Raw genomic sequence first — 17,114 nt, forward strand, 5'->3', positions numbered from 1 at the left:
CTTCACCGCTTCCGCCTGCGGCCAGCTGCGCGACACGCGGTCGAGCGGCAGGCCCTGGCGCGAGACAGCGCCGTAGGCAAGGCCGGTGGCGCGGTTGAGACCGTTGGCGACGGCGGAGGCATAGAGCTTGCGGGCAAAGCCGGTAAGCTCGGCCTGGCCGCTGCGGGCGGCAAAATCGACGAGCAGCGAGGCCCATTCGAAATGGTGGCCGGGCTCGGTCCAGGCGCCCTTCTCGCCCGCCACGGGCTTCCAGCCGTCGTCGAAATACTCGCCCAGCGTCCAGCTTTCGGCGTCGAAGAAATGGCTGCGAAAGAGGTCGATGACGCGCGCGGCGCGGCGCAGATAGGCGCGCTCGCCGGTGGCCTTGTGCCAGGCAAGGAAAGCCTCGAGCAGATGCATGTGCGGGTTGGAGCGACGCTCGCCCTCGCCGTCGGACGTTTCGAGGAAGCCAGTCATGCGGCTGTCCTCAAGATGAGCGTCGAGAAAGGCGAAGGTCTCTTCGCCGAGCCGCAAGGCTTCGGGATGACCCGACATATGGGCGTGCGCCAGCGCGAGCAGCACGCAGGAATGGTCGTAGGCGTCCTCGACCGGATCGGCGACTGAGCCGTCGATGTTGAGCGTGCGCACCCAGCCGCCTTTGTCGGTGCGACCTCGACCTGCCATGAAGTCGATGCCATGCGCGATCAGCCGATCGGCGGGGCCGTCCCAGCCGCGCTCCTTGGCGACCGCGAAAGCATAGACCTGGCGCGCCTGCGTGCGCATGCGCTTGGGCTCCATCAGCGGCGTGGCGTCGAAGCCCAACGCTTCATGGAAGCCGCCATGGCGATCGTCGACACCGATGGTCGACCACAAAGGCAGCGTCTCCTCGAACAGCCAGTGGCGCACGCGCCGCCGCCAGGCGCCGCTCTCGATGACGCGGTCATGCGCCGGCGTGAACCTCGTTTCCAGCCGGCCGGATTTCTCCAGCTGCTCGACGATCTTCTTGACGTGCTGGCTGTGGCTGACCGGCGCGACGAAAGTGGCGTCGGCGGTCGAGACGATGGCGACGTCTTTCATGCCGATGGCCGAAAGCAGGCGGCCGTCGCTGCGGATGTAGGAGTTCTCGCAATCGATGGCGACGACATCGCCGAGGATGACATTACCGTTGTTGTCGGACGGGCCGACATCGAGCAGCGACTGCCAGGAACCGAGGTCGTTCCAGCGGAAGCCGGCCGGCACCATGGCGATGTCCTTGGCCCGCTCCATGATGGCGTAGTCGATCGAGGTCGACGGGATCGCCGAATAAAGCTCCAGCGGGATGTAGAGGCCGGAAAGATCGCTGGTCGCCGCGTGATAGGCGACTTCTGTCGCCTGCCAGATGTTCGGCTCGAAGGCGGCGAAGGCATCACGCATGGCGCCGGCGCGAAACAGGAAGATGCCGGTGTTCCAGTAGAAATTGCCGGCATCGAGATAGGTCTGCGCGGTGGCAAGATCGGGCTTCTCGACGAAGCGCGAGACGTCGAACACGCCGTCCCGGTCGGCGGCGACTTCGATGTAGCCATAGCCCGTCTCGGGCTGCGTCGGCTTGATGCCGAACACCACCAGGCGGCCGGCACTGGCAGCGGCAGCGCCCGCTTCAATGCTCTGCCAGAACTGGCGCGCGGTGGAGATCTCGTGGTCGGAGGGCACCACCAGAACAAGCTCGTCACCAAATTCGGAGAGCGTGCGCAGGCTCGCCAGCGCCACGGCTGCCGCCGTGTTGCGCCCGGTCGGCTCGAAAAGCGGACCGCCGCCGGCGAGATCGAGGCCGGCAAGGTCGGCATGGACGCGCTCGGCGTGGCGCTCCGAAGCGATCAGGAAGATCGGCGTCTCGCCCTCGGGCCGAGCCGCTAGCCGGCGCAACGTCTTGGCCAGCATCGAGCCATCGCCGGAGAGGTCATGGAACTGCTTGGGATTGTCCTCGCGCGACAGTGGCCATAGCCGCGAACCGACGCCGCCGCTCATGACGAAACTGACGATGCGCTGGCTCATTCGGGTCTCACGCTCAAAGTTGGCCGATCCGGTAGCACAGATGCTTTAAGCGGTGTTTACCGGGTGGAAATTCGCTCAGCTGCCAGATCGATAAAGGCCTTGACCAAGGGCGAAAGATGGCGGCTGCTCGGATAAAGGACATAAAGCCCGCCGGCAGGCGTGGTATGGCTGCCGAGAACCCGGCGCAGCCGCCGCTCGCTTATCAGCCCTTCGGCTATTGCATTGGGGATTTGAGCGATGCCGTAACCGGCAAGGGCGGCGGTGACGACCGCCTGCATCTCGTTGGCAGCGAAGCGTCCGGTCACTGTGACCGTCTCCTGCCCATCCGGCCCGTCCAGCACCCAGTGGGCGCTGACCGCCGAAGGGCCGGCAATCACGCAATCGTGGCGAGCTAGGTCCGCCGGCATGCCCGGCGCTCCATTGCGCGCCAGATAGTCCGGACTGGCGCAGAGCAGTCTGTGCGTGGCGCCGAGCTTGCGGGCGATCAAGGTCGAGTCCTCGAGCACCCCGGTGCGGAAAGCAACATCGATCCCATCCTCGACAAGATTGAGCCTCTCGTCGGTGAGGCGAAGCTCGACCTTGGTTTTTGGGTACATCTCAAGAAAGTCGACGACGGCACGATTGAGAAAATAAGGGCCGAAACCGACGGGCGCAGAAATGCGGATGGTGCCTGTCGGTTCCGCCCTTGCCTCGGCGAGACGCAGATTTGCTTCCTCGATCGTGCGCAGCGCCTGGCTGCTCTGCTCGTAATAGAGGCGGCCGGCATCCGTCATGCTGAGGCTGCGCGTCGTGCGCTGCAGCAGGCGGACGCCGACCTCGCGCTCGAGCGCGGCCACACGGCGGCTGACCGTCGTCTTGGGCATGGCGAGCAGCCGCGCGGCTGCGGTGAAGCTTCCGGCTTCCACAACACGAGCGAAGACGACGACGTCGTTAAGGTCAAACATTGTATTCATCAATGGGACAAAGTTTCTCAATTATAGGCAATTATGCATCAATTTGACAGTCCCTAACTTTGCTCCATGCAAACCGAAGGAGCAGATAGATGACCAGCAAACGAACCGTTCTCGTCACCGGCGCGACGGGCCAACAGGGCGGCGCCGTCGCGCGCGCCCTTCTTTCGAGGGGCCACAGCGTGAAAGCGCTGACGCGCAGGCCGGACAGCGATGCTGCCCGGCTACTGGCATCGGCGGGCGCGAACATTGTTGCCGGCGATCTCGCCGACGCGGCTTCGGTTATCGACGCAGCAAAGGGCGTCGACACCATGTTCCTGATGGGCAATAGCTACGAGGCAGGGATGGAAGAGGAGACCCGCCAGGGCATCATTGCCGCCGACGCGGCGAAAGCTGCCGGCATCGGGCATCTGATCTATTCCTCTGTCGCCGACGCCGACAAGAAGACCGGCATCCCGCATTTCGAGAGCAAATATCTGGTCGAGCGGCACATCACCGGGCTCGGCATTCCCCATACGATCAGTGCGCCGGTCGCCTTCATGGAAAATGCCGTCGCGCCATGGTCGATCGGCGCGCTCAGCCAAGGCATCCAGGCCTTCGCGCTACCCGCCAAACGGCCTCTGCAACTGGTTGCGCTGGCGGATATCGGCGCCTTCGTCACGGCGTTGGCCGAACGGCGTGAAAGCGTGTTCGGCAGGCGCTTCGATTTCGCAGGCGATGAGCTGTCAGGCGAAGAGCAGGCGCGGATCCTGTCACAGGCTATCGGCCGGCCGATCACCTATCAGGAAATCCCGATCGCCGTGGCCCGCCAGCAGAGCGAGGATGCGGCTGCGATGTTCGAATGGTTCGACCGCGTCGGCTACGACGTCGACATCGCTGCTCTGCGCAAGGATTTCCCGGAGGTGCGCTGGCACAGTTTTGCCGATTGGGCGAAAGCGTTCGATTGGAGCGCCCTCGAACGGGCTCCATCCGCCGGCTGACCGTTCGATCGCTGCGCTAAAAAGTCTGGTTGTAGGCGCCGATTTCCGGATTGCGGCGCAGCACGGCGTCGACGGCTTCGAACATCTGCCGACGCCGGTCGGACGACACCGGGCTCTCCACCACCACGACGAGCTCCGGCTTGTTGGAGGAGGCGCGCACCAGACCCCAGGTGCCGTCCTCGGCGACGACACGCACGCCATTGACGGTGATCAGCGCCGCGATCTTCTGGCCGGCGAAATCATCGCCATCGCGCCGCATCGCCTGGAAATCGGCCACGACGCGCTCGACCACGCCGTATTTCACCTCGTCGGCGCAGTGCGCCGACATGGTCGGCGTGCCATAGGTCAGCGGCAGCGCGCGGTAGAGATCGGCCATCGATCGTTGCGGATTGCGGTCGAGCATCTGGCAGACGGCGATCGCCGTGATCAGCCCGTCGTCATAGCCGCGGCCGATCGGCGGGTTGAAGAAGAAATGGCCGGACTTCTCGAAGCCCGCGACGGCGCCGAGTTCGGTGACGCGGCGCTTGATGTAGGAATGGCCGGTCTTCCAGTAGTCGGCGATGGCACCGTTCGCCTTGAGCACATGATCGGTAGCGAACAGTCCGGTCGATTTGACGTCGACGACGAAGGTCGAGCCCGGATGCAAACTGGAGATGTCGCGCGCGAGCATGACGCCGACCTTGTCGGCGAAGATCTCGTTGCCCTTATTGTCGACGACGCCGCAGCGATCACCGTCGCCGTCGAAGCCCAATCCGACATCCGCACCGGTCTCCAGCACCTTTTCGCTGATGGCATGCAGCATCTGCATGTCCTCTGGATTCGGGTTGTAGCGCGGAAAGCCATGGTCGAGCTCGACATCGAGCGGGATCACCTCGCACCCGAGGCGTGCAAGCGCTTCCGGCGCGAAGGCGCCGGCCGTGCCGTTGCCGCAGGCGCAGACCACCTTGAGCTTTCTCGATATCCGCTTTCCCCTGGTCAGATCGTCGAGATAGGTTTCGCGAAAGCCGGAGACGAATTCGTAAGCGCCGCCGCCGGCGAGGTCGAAGTCTGCGTTGAGCACGATCCTCTTCAGCGCGCTCATCTCTTCCGGGCCGAAGGTGAGCGGCCGCGCCGCACCCATCTTGACGCCGGTCCAGCCATTCTCGTTGTGCGAGGCGGTGACCATCGCGACTGAAGGCGTATCGAGCGCGAACTGGGCGAAATAGGCCATGGGCGACAGGGCCAGGCCGATATCCGTCACGCGTGCGCCCGCCGCCATCAGACCGGAAACGAGCGCCAGCTTGATCGATAGCGAATAGGAGCGGAAATCATGGCCGGTGACGATGTCCTGCCCGGCACCCAGGCGGCGGATCAGCGTGCCCAGACCCATGCCGAGCGCCTGGACGCCGATCAAATTGAGCTCCGGCGCCTTCGTCGAGCCGGGATGGCCGAACCACCAGCGCGCGTCATATTCGCGAAAGCCCGACGCCTTGATCAGCGCCGAGGTCTCGAATTCGAAGCTGTTGGGCCGGGCTTCGCCAACAATCGTCAGGGGCAATGGTGGAAACTCCAAGGGGGACCGGAATGCCGATTTATGGGCCTGCGGCTTATCATAAAAGCCTTTAAGCCGGTCTTTACCCGATGGCTAAATCCCATGCCTTCCAGACAACCTTGGTGAAAGCCGGCGAAATGCGACACAAGTAGCCATTGGCGCTTGCAGGATCGGAAAGCGGCGGCTATAAGCCCGCCGTCTGGTCACGGAGTGTAGCGCAGTCTGGTAGCGCACATCGTTCGGGACGATGGGGTCGCAGGTTCAAATCCTGCCACTCCGACCAGAAAAAACAATGGGTTAGCGATTTGACACTTCGGCTACCCCACAGATATCCCCACAGAATGGTTGAAAAGTATACCCGCTGCTCGGTATATAACATCGAGATGCTGGCAATCGATTGTCTTAGAATGCTGAAGGGTTTCGGGTGCTGTCAGGCGTACGAAGGTCTCTGATGCAGGAACCCGCGGGCCGCCCGTGGTGAGTTATGGGGATTTGTGTTTCGGGGCGTGCCAGCGCCTGTCGCGAACTTCCGCATAGGGTGCAGTCGGCATGTCGCGTACGGGATTTCCGGGCCAGGTCGCAGGGACTGCGCGGTGATTCTGACGGGGTCCGCGTGCCGCGCGACTGGCGACACAGCGACGTACACCCGTTGAACGCTCGATCGTGGCGCGGTCGTGTGGGCAAACGGGCCATGCCGGGTCATGATGCCTTGTCCGGTTGGTCGCCCTTGTGTTCGGCGGTCCGCGACTCCCTCCACCGTTCGAACGTCTCGATGATGACCGTGCGTCCGCCGCAGCAAGGGCAACGCGGGCGGACGTTAGCTGGTTCTTCCGGAGTGTCGTCTTCCGGCGGAGCGACGTTCAGCAGTTCGCGCGCGAGTGCGAGGCTGGCCCTGCGGGCGGAGCCGGAGAGCAGCCCATAGCGACGGATGCGGTGGAACCCACGCGGCAGGACATGGCGATCAGGCGGCAGTTCGAGATGGCGACCCGCTGAGTGTAGTGCGAAAGGTAGGCGAGCACCGCTTGGGGCCGGCGAAGGCCGGCTTGGCATAGACTGCTGCGAACAGGCTTCAGATGACGCAGGAAGGCCCAACGGTCGGCCAGGCCCCTCTCACTTTCAGTCGAGCTTCAGCCTCTTCGACCCTATCGCCTTAAGGCACTGCGCGAAGAAGACGGCAGTGAAGCGCCCGCGCGATAGCTTGTTGCGGATGTTGGGCACTTTCTCTTCGACCCCGATGGCTGCCAACTTCTCGGCTAAGTCGGTATAGCTCAGGCCTTGGAGCTTCAGCTCGGCCTTCAACACGCCGCTTATCAACCGCTCCCACTCGGATTCGGTCATCCGAACATTCTCCGCCAAAAACTTTCGCAACCCATTGCAGTCCCCTATTGCTACTTATGTATCGAATATAGTACTATGGTACTTTATATGGACTATCCTAAACGAACCCAAAAGGACCCCCACATGACCATCGACCGTACAAACGGCAAAGGTGCTGGCGGACCGTGATTGGGCGCGACGTCTGTTAGGTAAACACTAACGGCGTCTGCTATCGCGACGGTAGCGGGATCACGACCGCGCTCGCGGACTGGCTGGTACTTTTCGGTGATGTAACTGGCGAGCCGCTTTTCAGCGCGTTCGCGGTTGCCAGTGCCGCCGCAAGCGCTGATGAAGGTGCTGCCATCGCGGATGAACCAGCCGGCCCGGCTGCGCAAGGCTCCGTCCTGCTTCCTGCTTTCGTCCCGCCAGACAAGGCGTGCCCCTTTCGAAGTCCTCGACATCTTTCCCTCATCTCGGCGATCGCGGCCAAGGTGACATACTTTTCTTGGCGATCATTTCGGTGACCAACCGTCCTCATAGTTGCGTAGGTCGGTTGCGCCCATCGTATCGTCTGGGAACGCGATGCTGGCCGCTATCTCCAGCCGAAGCGACGCGGTTTCACGGGCTGATTGTCTTTCTGCAGGCTGAGGTTGGCGATCACAGCGCGGTTGGGCGCCGTGGAACTTTCGTTGTTGGATTGCTATGTTAGGACCACATGGCAGCACGGCGGAATGTTTTGATTGTTGCCCAAGGGCGTGGAGATCCTCGTCGTCGTAGTGCAGGTCCAGCTCCGATGAAAGCTCGCGCGGGAGGCCAAACCGAAAGAAACCGCTGGCCGTATGGTCGCGGTGCTGAACTGGTTCGGCGACATGATGATTGGCGACATCCACGGCAAGATCTGCCGTGACTATGCCAAAGCGCACGGGGGCGGTGCCGCCGTTAGGCGACAGCTGGAGGACCTGCGGTCAGCGCTGAACAACTATCATCGAGAAGGCTATGTAACCTCGACTGATGCAACAGGGCTCTGATCCCTGGGCAGCCGCCGGCTTCCTCGGCATGACCGTCGACATGCTGATCCAGACCTATGGCCACCACCACCCCGACTTCCAAGCAGATGCGGCCGACGCGATCGTCTCCAAGGCGCGCTCGCGAAACCTCCCAGTTCATGATCGCGCGAAATCCCTGCTCACGATCAAATGAAACGAGCGCTCACCATCGCGTGAAATAGCTGCCCACCATCGCGTGAAATGGCTGCTCACATCAGCGAACGCGCAGCCAACCAAGGGCAATAGGCTTGTTGGCGGGTCAGAGGCCCCCGTGTTCGGTTTGCTAGGATCCGGGAACAGGCAACAACGGCTGCGCGACAAGATCTCTCAATCTTTGCGGTGTGATCGCTGGGCTAGGGACGACGATCGAGGCGGTCACGAACGCATGCGGACCGCAGGTGTTCTGGTCTCGGAATCGTATTCGCCATCTTTCTGGCAAGGCCAATCAGCCGCAAAACGGCACGTTTCGGATTCGTTTCAAGCCAAAAGGCTTTGATCGAGCAGAGACTGTTGTGGCCATCAAGAGGCCTCCACGCCGTTGCATCAATGGCGACTGTTTGAGCGAAGCTCTCCCCTGCCAACGTAACGCCTTGGCCTAGCTGTACATTGAAGATGACCGTCGCTTGGCCAGGTTTGCACATCTTGACAGTTGGGCGGCACCCCTCGGCAAGGATGCCTTCCAGCATATGGAAATCCAGCAACGGTCCGATCGTTCCGACCGGGACGAGCAGTTGCATGTCCGCAAGATCCGCCCATGTGACAACCCGCCTTTCGGTGAGCGGATGACCAGCAGGCATTAGAACGAAGACACGCTCCCGACAAAGCATCTCGGCGCAGCACGACGTGACGGTGCCGAGGCTTGGCGCAAAGACGATGTCGAAGCGCCGACGGTATACGGCCGCCAGGCATTGTTCGCGCGGAATATCCTCGATGGCCAAACTGACATCTGGACAGGATTTGCGGAAGCGATCGATAAGGCGCTTCAGGAATTCTCCTCCCGCTATCGCGCACAGCCCAATCCGGACCGTCTTTGCGTCCCTATTGTCGCGGGCGGTGTCCCGGAAAGCTTCCTGCAAACCTTCGAAATGGGTCCGTACGACCTCGGTCCAGGCTCGCCCTGCCTCGGTCAAACGAACGCCGCGAACGTCGCGCTCAAACAGCTGCATCTCCAAAAGCTGTTCAAGTTTAACGACGTTGCGGCTTACGGAGGATTCCCGGACCCTAAGGGCTCTTGCCGCCTGACGCAGGCTGCCGTGATCCACGGCTGCAAAGGCGTAGGCCAGTAATCGAAGGGCGTTGCCGTTGCGCATCATGCATCGGGCGTCTTGCGGATATTGTCATGGATCATGTCTGTTTTGGCGCAACGCGTTCGGGCAGTTCTCCGCGCGGATCGCGGTCAGAAGGGGTGCGTTTGCCCGCACGACGCGGTCTCAAAGAGCATCGCTGAGCCATCATTTTTGCTGCAGGCCGGCAGCGTAGTCGGTGGGGCCCCGATTCAAACTGGCCTCGTAGACATATTCGCTTGGAATGGCCGGGTCCGCCATCTGCGAAAGGAACAGGTTGAGATTTTCTCTGCTGTTGCTCGCTGCAAGGCTGCAGAAGTTTCCACTGTTCCATGTAAGGACGCAGTGATTGAAATGCCTGCCCGCTGCGTGGAACATCTCTTCCAGCGTCACCTCATTGTTGAACATCGTCTTGAGAACGGCGGTCTTCTTTTTCTCGATTTCATCTTGTGGAAAGTACCGCGCCTTGAAACCGAAATCCTTCTGCCACTCCCGGCGCGCGTAGTCGTTTTCGTCAGCCGCTCGAAACTTTTCGACGAAAACGAAGATGCCTCCGTCCTTGAGGTGCTGCGTGACAAACTCGATCTGCTTCAACCTGTTTGGCGAGTACATCTGGAAGGTGGTGTCCTCTAGAATGAAATCGAATCCAGACGCGAACTTTGCCAGCCGGACGTCTGAGCTAAGAACGTCCTTGGTCAGTCGATGAAAGGGCCCAACGAAGAGGTCGGCGCCCGGCGGTTCGCCATATGCCATGAAGCACTTGTAGTTTTCCGCGTTGGGGCTGCACGACAGGCTGCGGATCTTTCCACCGGACAACTCCGACAGTGTCCTCGCCATGGTGCCCTCCGCTGTCCCAAGGCTGTATAGCGACAGCGGAGCCAGACAATACCGCGCGTATTTCAGCATGGCGTAGGCCATTCGGCATTCCTCCTCCAACCGGTAGGGAATGCTGCCGTGGTAGTGCTGGTCGAAAAAGCCTTGCCGGGCCGCATGCAGGCCGACCAGACCGCGAAGCAGATCATCGCTGGGCAGCAGCCGCGCGTCGACTGAGGGTTTCCGGATTGGCATTCCGCTCTGGCCGGCGGCGGTCGCCGCAAAGAAGCCTGTAAGTTCGTTGATCCGCGGGCCTCGGTCGCATTCGGCCAGAAAATCATCGAGTCCCCGCATAGCAATATACCTCCACAACCGTTTGATCGGTGAGACGCCTAAAGCTCGACGAAAAAATGAAAATTAGCGTGACTGAATATTCCGCTTGGTCGAGTATAGGCGGAAGGATCGGATAGACCGGCCTGGTAGTAACGGCTTTCATTCGTTTGCCGTTTTTTCGCTAAAGCCACATCTTCCACCAACTCAGAATTATTTGTGATTTGTCCAGCAACCTGGGGTTCTGCAAAACACGAGCGCGAGCTTCTCGTTAAAAGGAGGTCGTTTCGATTGGCGGAGACCTTTTACCTTGACCCCAACAAGATACGTCCTTCACGGCACCAGACGCTGGCTCATCACTATGAGAGCTGGGGAAATATACGGGTGGACTTAATTAGTAGGACGGGATTGGAGCGACAGGAAACAAGGATTTCGCATCCCCGGCATATGTTCCTGATGAACCTGAAGGGCGCGGTGCGGCGCGGAGAAGACTTCATCGATGGGCGCCGGGTTTCTTTCTCGGCAAGGCGGCCTGGCTCGATAATATACATCCCTGCCGATCGCGAGTGGACTGGCTGGGACGAGGGTGATGCGACAGCGTCCTACCTGCTGGTGTCGATCGACCGGGAATTCGCCGAACAGACTTTTGGGGGATCAGCCTTCTGCCGCCCGGCGGAACTGCCACCGTGGATCGGATTTCGAGACAGCACCATAGAGATGGCGCTGCAGAGGATAGCCGACGAGCTCAGGTATCCCGATCCGATCAGCGCCACGATGGTTGAAAGCCAGGTCGCGCAATTGTTCGTGCAGTTGGTCAGGTTGAATCGAAACAGCCGTCAGCCGGCAAAGGGCGGTCTGTCGGCTTTCGATCTCAAACGGGTGATGGCAATGATCGAGTCGTTGTCAGACGACAGGCCCACTCTGGCCGACCTCGCACGAGAGCTTGGTATCAGCCGGTTTCATTTCAGCAGGGCCTTCAAGCAGTCGACAGGAATGACGCCGCATGCATTCATCGCACGGCGTCGGCTGGAGCAGTCCGCGGATATGCTTCGATCGACCAACTTGTCGGCGACCAGAATCGCGATGGAATGCGGCTTCAGCAGTTCGAGCCATTTCACGACCGCTTTCAGGCGAGCCTTCGGCGCCAATCCGATCGAATTCCGGCGCAAGTGCAAGACATAGACCCCTACGGTCTGGCTGATTTCAGCAAGAATCTAAAAAGTCCGGCATCGCTGTAAAGAAGGCTTCGCTGCAGCGGGTATGACGAGCGGCTGTATGGTTGGATGCGCCGCCCATGTCAGAGGCATGTCGAATTTATTGTGACCAAAGACCGACCGTCCAATCCCGGGTGCTCCTCGGGTTCCTGGCCAGTACGATGTCGGCGGCCGTCGGACGAAACGGCTACTACATTGCATCCGCATGGGTCCTTGTCGACGCGGGGCACGGAAGCACCGGTGTGGCGACGATGCTTGCGATCGTCAGTGTAGTCGAACTCGTCGCTAGCCCTCTGGTCGGCGTGGTGGCGGATCGGTTTGACCGACGGCGGTTGAATATCGCTGGGGACCTCGGTCGCTTCGCTATCATGCTCGCCACAGCTTGCGCGCTTCTCTACGAGGACGTGTTCCTGACGATCTGCCTCTCAGCGGTCCTCTTCGCATTTTGTGACCGAGTGGCTCTTACGAGCTCGCAGTCAGTGATCCCCGTTGTGACGCGGGGCGGCGATCTCGCGACCTCAAATTCCACTGTCTTCTTCGTCATTCAATCCGGCTGTCTCGGGGCGGCTCTGCTTTTCGGGCCCGTGCTGGGTGAGCACTCCGCTGCCCTGGCGTTCACCGTCCTTGCTGCGTTCTTCTTTGTTTCAGCAATCAGCCTGTTTTCGGTGCGGTTGGATTCGAAGTCGGACAGTGTGAACGGGGCCCAAAGCTTTGCACTCAACATTGACTTGCGTTTGGCTCGCCTCTTTACCGTCCACGCGCTCCTCTATGGAGGCGCGGTGCTGGTCAGTGTGATGGGGTCAAGCTTTGTTTTCGAAGAACAGAAAGGTACCGCCGTCGATTTCGGCTACGTCGAGGCGACGTGGTCGGTAGGCTCACTGATCGGAGCTGTTCTTGCCGTCAGGCTGACACGAACAATAAGTGCTCACAGACTGCATTTCGTGCTTTTGGGCCCAACTGCGCTCTCGCTGACGGCGCTGCCACTTATGCCCCTACCTTGGTCGCTGATCATCTTTGCGGCACTTGGGTTTGTGTACAACCTTGGGCGCGTCAGCGTCGAGGTCACATTGCAGTCGCGGGTATGCGATAGTGCATTGGGCAGGGCCAAAGGCGTCATGCATAGTTTCGCTGTGGCGCTGGGAATGCTCATTTTCAGCGCCGCAGCCCTTTTGGGTGACAGTGTATTTCCTTCAACGGTTTTCTTCAGTTTCGGCGTTGTGCTGCTTATCAGCGTTCCTGCATTGAGCATCGGTATCACGCGGCAAAAGGAGAAATCATGAGGTGAACGATCTGGCAGACACCGATGCGAAAGGGGCCGTCCTTGGATCGCTAGCGGCGCTCTACCCGTGGATGCGACCCTACTATTTGAAGCCCCTCCGCGACTACGCTTCTCGCCTGTTTGAAGCGCCAAGCGCTAAAGCCGAGCCAATAATCCGCCGTCGTGCCCTAACCAAGCTGCTTGACGCGATCGGGAAGGCAGGAAAGCGAAACGGACTGCCGCTCAGTACTGTCGAGCAAATCTGCAGGGAATGCGAAGAACGCCGCGTGCTGCAGACAGGCCCTCATCTGTTTCTCCTGATGGAACCGGAAGCATACTATACTCATCTCTTCAGTCTCCTTGGTCTCTCGACTCACGGCTGCTCAAGTTACGTGTCTTATGCCGTTTCAACGGTCAGCCTTGTCGAAAGGCCGCGCAAGGGGCCTGGCTGGCTCACCGTGGATGGCAAGCCGATCAACGTCTTCGGCCTCAGCCGAAGCCGGATGATTGGACATAACCTCCTGACCGGGCCGGGAGCCTATCGGTTCGAGCTGGTGCCTGCGGAGCAAGGCACTGAGTCAGACGCTCTCCGGCTGCTTCGCAGCCTTTTGCCAGACCCGCAATTCGAGCGGCCCGCGCATGCCATCAAGGCAGCCAATCTCGCCCTTTGGCCAAAGCTGTTCGGAGGCGGTTTTGCTTTCCTCCAGATCGATGACGAGGATATTGCCGACCTTGTGGTGGACCATCTGTCGGACGAGAATTCCTGGCTACGGGCGCGCTTTCTGGAAGATCCGAAGCTCGCTACGAACATCCTTGCCGAGATCGATAGGCTTGTGGACGGGCCCTGGAGCGGTTGGCTCGCGCGCGGTACAGATTTCTTCTGGTTCTATGAAAACGGGAGACGCCTGCCACTGCGGCTGATGGCTGGAGAACTCATCAATCCGGCAACCGGATCGAAGGTAGCTCGCTTCGCTGTTCCCGACATCACCGACGGACTGACGAGCCGCAGCCTTGTTCCGAATCTACTCCTGATGTTTCTGGTCTTGTCGATCCTGCCTGGCGTACGCGCGCTCGGAGGGAGCCATCAGCCAATCTACTATCCCCTGATGCGTTACGTTTTCTGTCGAGCGCTCGAAGCCGTCGGCGCGGATGCCGATCTTCGACGTGCGCTCGCAAGCGACGATCTGCCAGGCGCTTGGGGGCATAGGGTAATTGAATGCGACGACGATCCCTTCCAGCTATTCAAAAGCGAAATCGGCGACATCATGTACCACTTCGGCAACATGCCCTTCGTAGAAGCATGTGGAAGCATGGGCGGCTTTGTTTCCGACCCTCGTTGGACCGAGCTTTGCGTAAGGCTACAGGATCAGGCGACCGGAGCATCCGATGCAAAATGGGCGTTCTCGTGATTCCAAATCGCGCCGCCCCCGGGCTAAATTGGTGGGCCGCTAAGAAGGAGACTTGAGGTCGTCTCGGCCGGGGCCATCTCGCAAACGAGATCCTGCCAATGCCGCCCAAGTGCAAGATGCGCGTCCGCATTCTGGGTATTGTCCCGCGAAGAATAAGACGCGAGCTTTGGAGTTGCAGGACGTTCAACCGCTTCGGCCGGGCGATAAACTGCTGCTGGCGGACGGCGGGGAGCAGGCCTAACCGGTGGAGCGCTGGTGGTTGGCATCTAATTCCGGGGGTCTGCCCGCAGTTGGATGCACGCAGGTCGCCGAGAACAGGCAATGTCTGCTGCGCGGTATCAATTCTTCATTTTTTACAATAACATCAACAGTCTCGCATGAATTTGTGCTCCACTGTTGCAGTGGGCCTTCGCTCCGAGTAATCTGCAACAGTTTCAAGGCGCTGACGGAGCATCTGTTGAAGTGACTGATTTTATTGAGTTAAATAACGATCAACGGCGCGAAAAAATCAACTCCGATCAGCGCTTCGCCGCGCTGACCGAGGGCAGGAGAAAGGCGAAGAGCTTTCGAGGGTCCCTCGTTTGGCATACGGTAAACGGCACCGAACACCTTATGCGCAGCTACTACGATTCCACCGGGGCGCGACGCCAGAAGGTGGAAGGCCGGCGCTCGCCTGCAACCGAAACTCGAAAAGCCAATTGGGAGGCGTCTCGCGCTGCCGCCCGGCAGACGCTCTCGGCGCGACAGGAGCAAATGGAGCGTCAATCCGCGGTTAATCGAGCGCTCAGGCTTGGGCGTGTTCCCTTGATCGCCGCACGGATTATCAGAGCAATCGATGATGCCGGTATTCTGGGTGAAGGCATTCGCATCGTGGGAACGAACGCCATCTATGCCTACGAGGCGGCGGCCGGGGTTTTTGTGGATCCGGGGATCACGACGACCGAAGATATCGATCTCCTCATGGATGCCCGCCAATCGCTCAGAATCGTTGCCGGAACCAACATTGAAGATGGGGCACTCATCAACCTTTTACGCAAGGTCGATCGTTCGTTCGAGCGGTCGTCCGCGACGTTCCGCGCGGTCAACCGCGATGGATATCTTGTTGATCTGATCAAGCCGCTTGCGAACCCGGCTTGGAAGCAGACGCGCGCAACTGTTGGCAAGGCCGACGACGAATTGGTGGCGGCCGAGATCGCCGGTTTGGCATGGCTGGAGAATGCCCCGGCGTTCGAAGCAATCGCGATTGATGAAAAAGGCGGACCGTTACGCCTGATCGTTCCCGATCCCAGGATCTTTGCTGCTCACAAATTCTGGGTCTCGAAACAGCCTGATCGCGAGCCAATTAAGCGCCGGCGCGACCTAGCCCAAGCGCATGCAGTTGCTTGTCTTACGGCGCAATATCTCGAGCACCTTCCGTACGAAGCAAAAGAGCTTCGCGTCCTTCCCCAGGCTGTTTTCGAGGACGCCTGTCATCTTTTCAAGCGGTCGGCGCCGACGCCCTGACGCCATAAGTAATGCATCATCAGAACCTACTTTGAAACTTCCCTGGTAGGCGCAACTGTTGACAGGGCGGCTTCGCATCGTCCAACCGGGCAATCCCCGACTTCCAGGCGAAGCGTCACTTCCTCCTCATCGCGTGGACTGGGTCTCCGTTGCACTTCGTCATCGTGTTTCAGATGTCATGCTCCGGGCCGCTATCCTGACCGCTGCTACGTTTCTTCCTTGCAAAATTGGAACTACACTCCATAATTGCCAGGATGATTGCGCGCCGCATCACGACCGAACTCACCGAGCTGCTGGACAGCATGCCCGCCGTGGCGCTGCTCGGGCCGCGTCAGGTCGGCAAGACCACACTTGCGCTCGAAATAGCCGAACGGCGGCCTTCGATTTACCTCGACCTTGAATCCGAGGCCGACCGCGCCCGGCTTGCCGAACCGGAGCTTTATCTGGGCGAGCATGAGGACAAGCTGGTCATCCTGGATGAGGTCCATCGGCTGCCGAACCTGTTTCAGAACCTGCGCGGGCTGATCGACCGAGGCCGGCGCGCCGGTCGGAAAGCCGGCCGCTTCCTGCTGCTGGGATCGGCATGGATCGACCTCCTGAAGCAGTCAGGCGAGACCCTTGCCGGCCGCATCGCCTATCTCGAAATGCGGCCGATCGACGGTATAGAAGTCGGCGCCGCCGACCTTGGTCCGCTATGGGTGCGCGGCGGCTTCCCCGACAGCTTCTTGGCAGCCAGCGACCGGGCCAGTCAGCGGTGGCGGCAGGATTTCATCCGCACCTATCTGGAGCGCGACGTCCCCCTCCTCGGCCCGCGCATCCCGGCCGAGACGCTGCGCCGTTTCTGGACCATGCTGGCGCACCACCAGGCCGGCCTGCTCAACGCCGCCGAGTTCGCCCGCGCGCTCGGCGTCGATGGCAAGACAGTCGCGTCTTATCTCGACCTGCTCGTCGATCTCCTCCTGGTTCGCCGGCTGGAACCCTGGCACGCCAATGTCGGCAAGCGGCTGGTCAAATCCCCACGCGTCTATGTCCGCGACAGCGGCATTGCCCATGCGCTGCTTGGGCTCGCCACGCAGGAAGACGTGCTCGGACATCCGGTGGCCGGCGCCTCCTGGGAAGGGTTCGTGATCGAAACCCTCACCGCGACCGCACCCGCGGGCACGATGAGCAATTTCTACCGAACAGCCGCGGGTGCGGAGATCGACTTGCTGCTCACATTGCCGGGCCAGCGCCTCTGGGCCATCGAAATCAAGCGAAGCCTGACGCCAAAGGTGGAAAAAGGCTTCCACCAGGCCTGCGAGGACCTTGCTCCGGAGCGGCGTATCGTCGTCTTTCCAGGAGCGGAGCGTTTTCCGCTCCAGCATGGCATCGAAGCGATGCCCTTGCAGGATCTGGGCCGGGCGCTGCTTGACGAAGCATGATGCGAAGCTCCTGCATTATTCCCTCAAGGCGGGCTCAAGAGCCCCCTCC

General features: G+C 60.6%; 14 protein-coding genes, 1 tRNA gene and 1 pseudogene. 9 read left to right on the forward strand and 7 right to left on the reverse strand.

The annotated features are described in order from the left end of the window. Together DH10_RS23605 and DH10_RS23610 are read right to left on the reverse strand one after the other, a co-directional pair. Positions 1 to 2,010: mannose-1-phosphate guanylyltransferase/mannose-6-phosphate isomerase (locus tag DH10_RS23605; protein WP_192385403.1), on the reverse strand; the 2,010-nt coding region annotated here is incomplete at its 3' end. Between the two features lie 56 nt (positions 2,011 to 2,066). Beyond that, entirely contained in the window at positions 2,067 to 2,954 is an 888-nt protein-coding gene (locus tag DH10_RS23610; protein WP_192248859.1) for a LysR family transcriptional regulator, read from the reverse strand. A gap of 98 nt (positions 2,955 to 3,052) precedes the next feature. Between DH10_RS23610 and DH10_RS23615 the strand changes: the two genes are divergently transcribed. Then, the gene (locus tag DH10_RS23615; protein ID WP_192248855.1) at positions 3,053 to 3,940 is read left to right on the forward strand and encodes an NmrA/HSCARG family protein; all 888 of its coding nucleotides are present in this window, start codon (positions 3,053 to 3,055) and stop codon (positions 3,938 to 3,940) included. A gap of 16 nt (positions 3,941 to 3,956) precedes the next feature. Here DH10_RS23615 and DH10_RS23620 read toward each other — a convergent pair whose 3' ends face one another. Beyond that, positions 3,957 to 5,477: a phosphomannomutase/phosphoglucomutase gene (locus DH10_RS23620; RefSeq protein WP_192248851.1), complete on the reverse strand. Its 1,521-nt coding sequence runs from the start codon at positions 5,475 to 5,477 to the stop codon at positions 3,957 to 3,959. Between the two features lie 200 nt (positions 5,478 to 5,677). On the opposite strand from DH10_RS23620, the gene DH10_RS23625 reads away from it, so the two are divergent. Beyond that, positions 5,678 to 5,754 (forward strand) — tRNA-Pro (locus DH10_RS23625). Positions 5,755 to 6,184: 430 nt separating this feature from the next. Here DH10_RS23625 and DH10_RS23630 read toward each other — a convergent pair. Both DH10_RS23630 and DH10_RS23635 read right to left on the reverse strand, forming a co-directional pair. Continuing rightward, a pseudogene (locus DH10_RS23630) lies at positions 6,185 to 6,574 on the reverse strand (transposase); the annotation flags it as partial. Positions 6,575 to 6,587: 13 nt separating this feature from the next. Further along, positions 6,588 to 6,809, reverse strand: a complete 222-nt coding sequence (locus DH10_RS23635) for a DUF6471 domain-containing protein (RefSeq protein ID WP_192248848.1) — start codon at positions 6,807 to 6,809, stop codon at positions 6,588 to 6,590. 818 nt (positions 6,810 to 7,627) lie between these two features. Between DH10_RS23635 and DH10_RS23640 the strand changes: the two genes are divergently transcribed. Both DH10_RS23640 and DH10_RS23645 read left to right on the forward strand, forming a co-directional pair. Further along, positions 7,628 to 7,816: a hypothetical protein gene (locus tag DH10_RS23640; RefSeq protein ID WP_192248845.1), complete on the forward strand. Its 189-nt coding sequence runs from the start codon at positions 7,628 to 7,630 to the stop codon at positions 7,814 to 7,816. 28 nt (positions 7,817 to 7,844) lie between these two features. Beyond that, positions 7,845 to 7,988 carry a hypothetical protein gene (locus DH10_RS23645; protein ID WP_192248842.1) on the forward strand — a complete coding sequence of 48 codons (144 nt, stop codon included), beginning with the start codon at positions 7,845 to 7,847 and terminating at the stop codon, positions 7,986 to 7,988. Positions 7,989 to 8,187: 199 nt separating this feature from the next. Here the strand turns inward: DH10_RS23645 and DH10_RS23650 are convergent, their stop codons facing one another. Beyond that, entirely contained in the window at positions 8,188 to 9,147 is a 960-nt protein-coding gene (locus DH10_RS23650; RefSeq protein ID WP_192248839.1) for a LysR family transcriptional regulator, read from the reverse strand. Between the two features lie 138 nt (positions 9,148 to 9,285). Beyond that, entirely contained in the window at positions 9,286 to 10,284 is a 999-nt protein-coding gene (locus tag DH10_RS23655) for a class I SAM-dependent methyltransferase (RefSeq protein ID WP_192385404.1), read from the reverse strand. 432 nt (positions 10,285 to 10,716) lie between these two features. Here DH10_RS23655 and DH10_RS23660 point away from each other — a divergent pair, with 432 nt between their 5' ends. The 5 genes from DH10_RS23660 to DH10_RS23680 all read left to right on the forward strand — a co-directional run bounded on the left by DH10_RS23660 (position 10,717) and on the right by DH10_RS23680 (position 17,065). Further along, positions 10,717 to 11,442, forward strand: coding sequence for a helix-turn-helix transcriptional regulator (locus tag DH10_RS23660; RefSeq protein WP_246811627.1), 726 nt, complete (start codon positions 10,717 to 10,719; stop codon positions 11,440 to 11,442). A gap of 193 nt (positions 11,443 to 11,635) precedes the next feature. Continuing rightward, on the forward strand, positions 11,636 to 12,754 hold the full coding sequence (locus DH10_RS23665; protein WP_192248830.1) for an MFS transporter: 1,119 nt from the start codon (positions 11,636 to 11,638) through the stop codon (positions 12,752 to 12,754). Position 12,755: 1 nt separating this feature from the next. After that, the gene (locus DH10_RS23670; protein WP_192385406.1) at positions 12,756 to 14,141 is read left to right on the forward strand and encodes a hypothetical protein; all 1,386 of its coding nucleotides are present in this window, start codon (positions 12,756 to 12,758) and stop codon (positions 14,139 to 14,141) included. A gap of 462 nt (positions 14,142 to 14,603) precedes the next feature. After that, positions 14,604 to 15,644, forward strand: a complete 1,041-nt coding sequence (locus DH10_RS23675) for a GSU2403 family nucleotidyltransferase fold protein (protein ID WP_192248823.1) — start codon at positions 14,604 to 14,606, stop codon at positions 15,642 to 15,644. A 254-nt stretch (positions 15,645 to 15,898) separates the two neighbouring features. Beyond that, positions 15,899 to 17,065 (forward strand): ATP-binding protein, encoded by a 1,167-nt coding sequence (locus tag DH10_RS23680; protein ID WP_192248820.1) that lies wholly within the window; start codon positions 15,899 to 15,901, stop codon positions 17,063 to 17,065. Positions 17,066 to 17,114 lie beyond the last annotated feature (49 nt).

The sequence above is a fragment of the Mesorhizobium silamurunense genome (assembly GCF_014843825.1).
Classification (GTDB): domain Bacteria; phylum Pseudomonadota; class Alphaproteobacteria; order Rhizobiales; family Rhizobiaceae; genus Mesorhizobium; species Mesorhizobium silamurunense.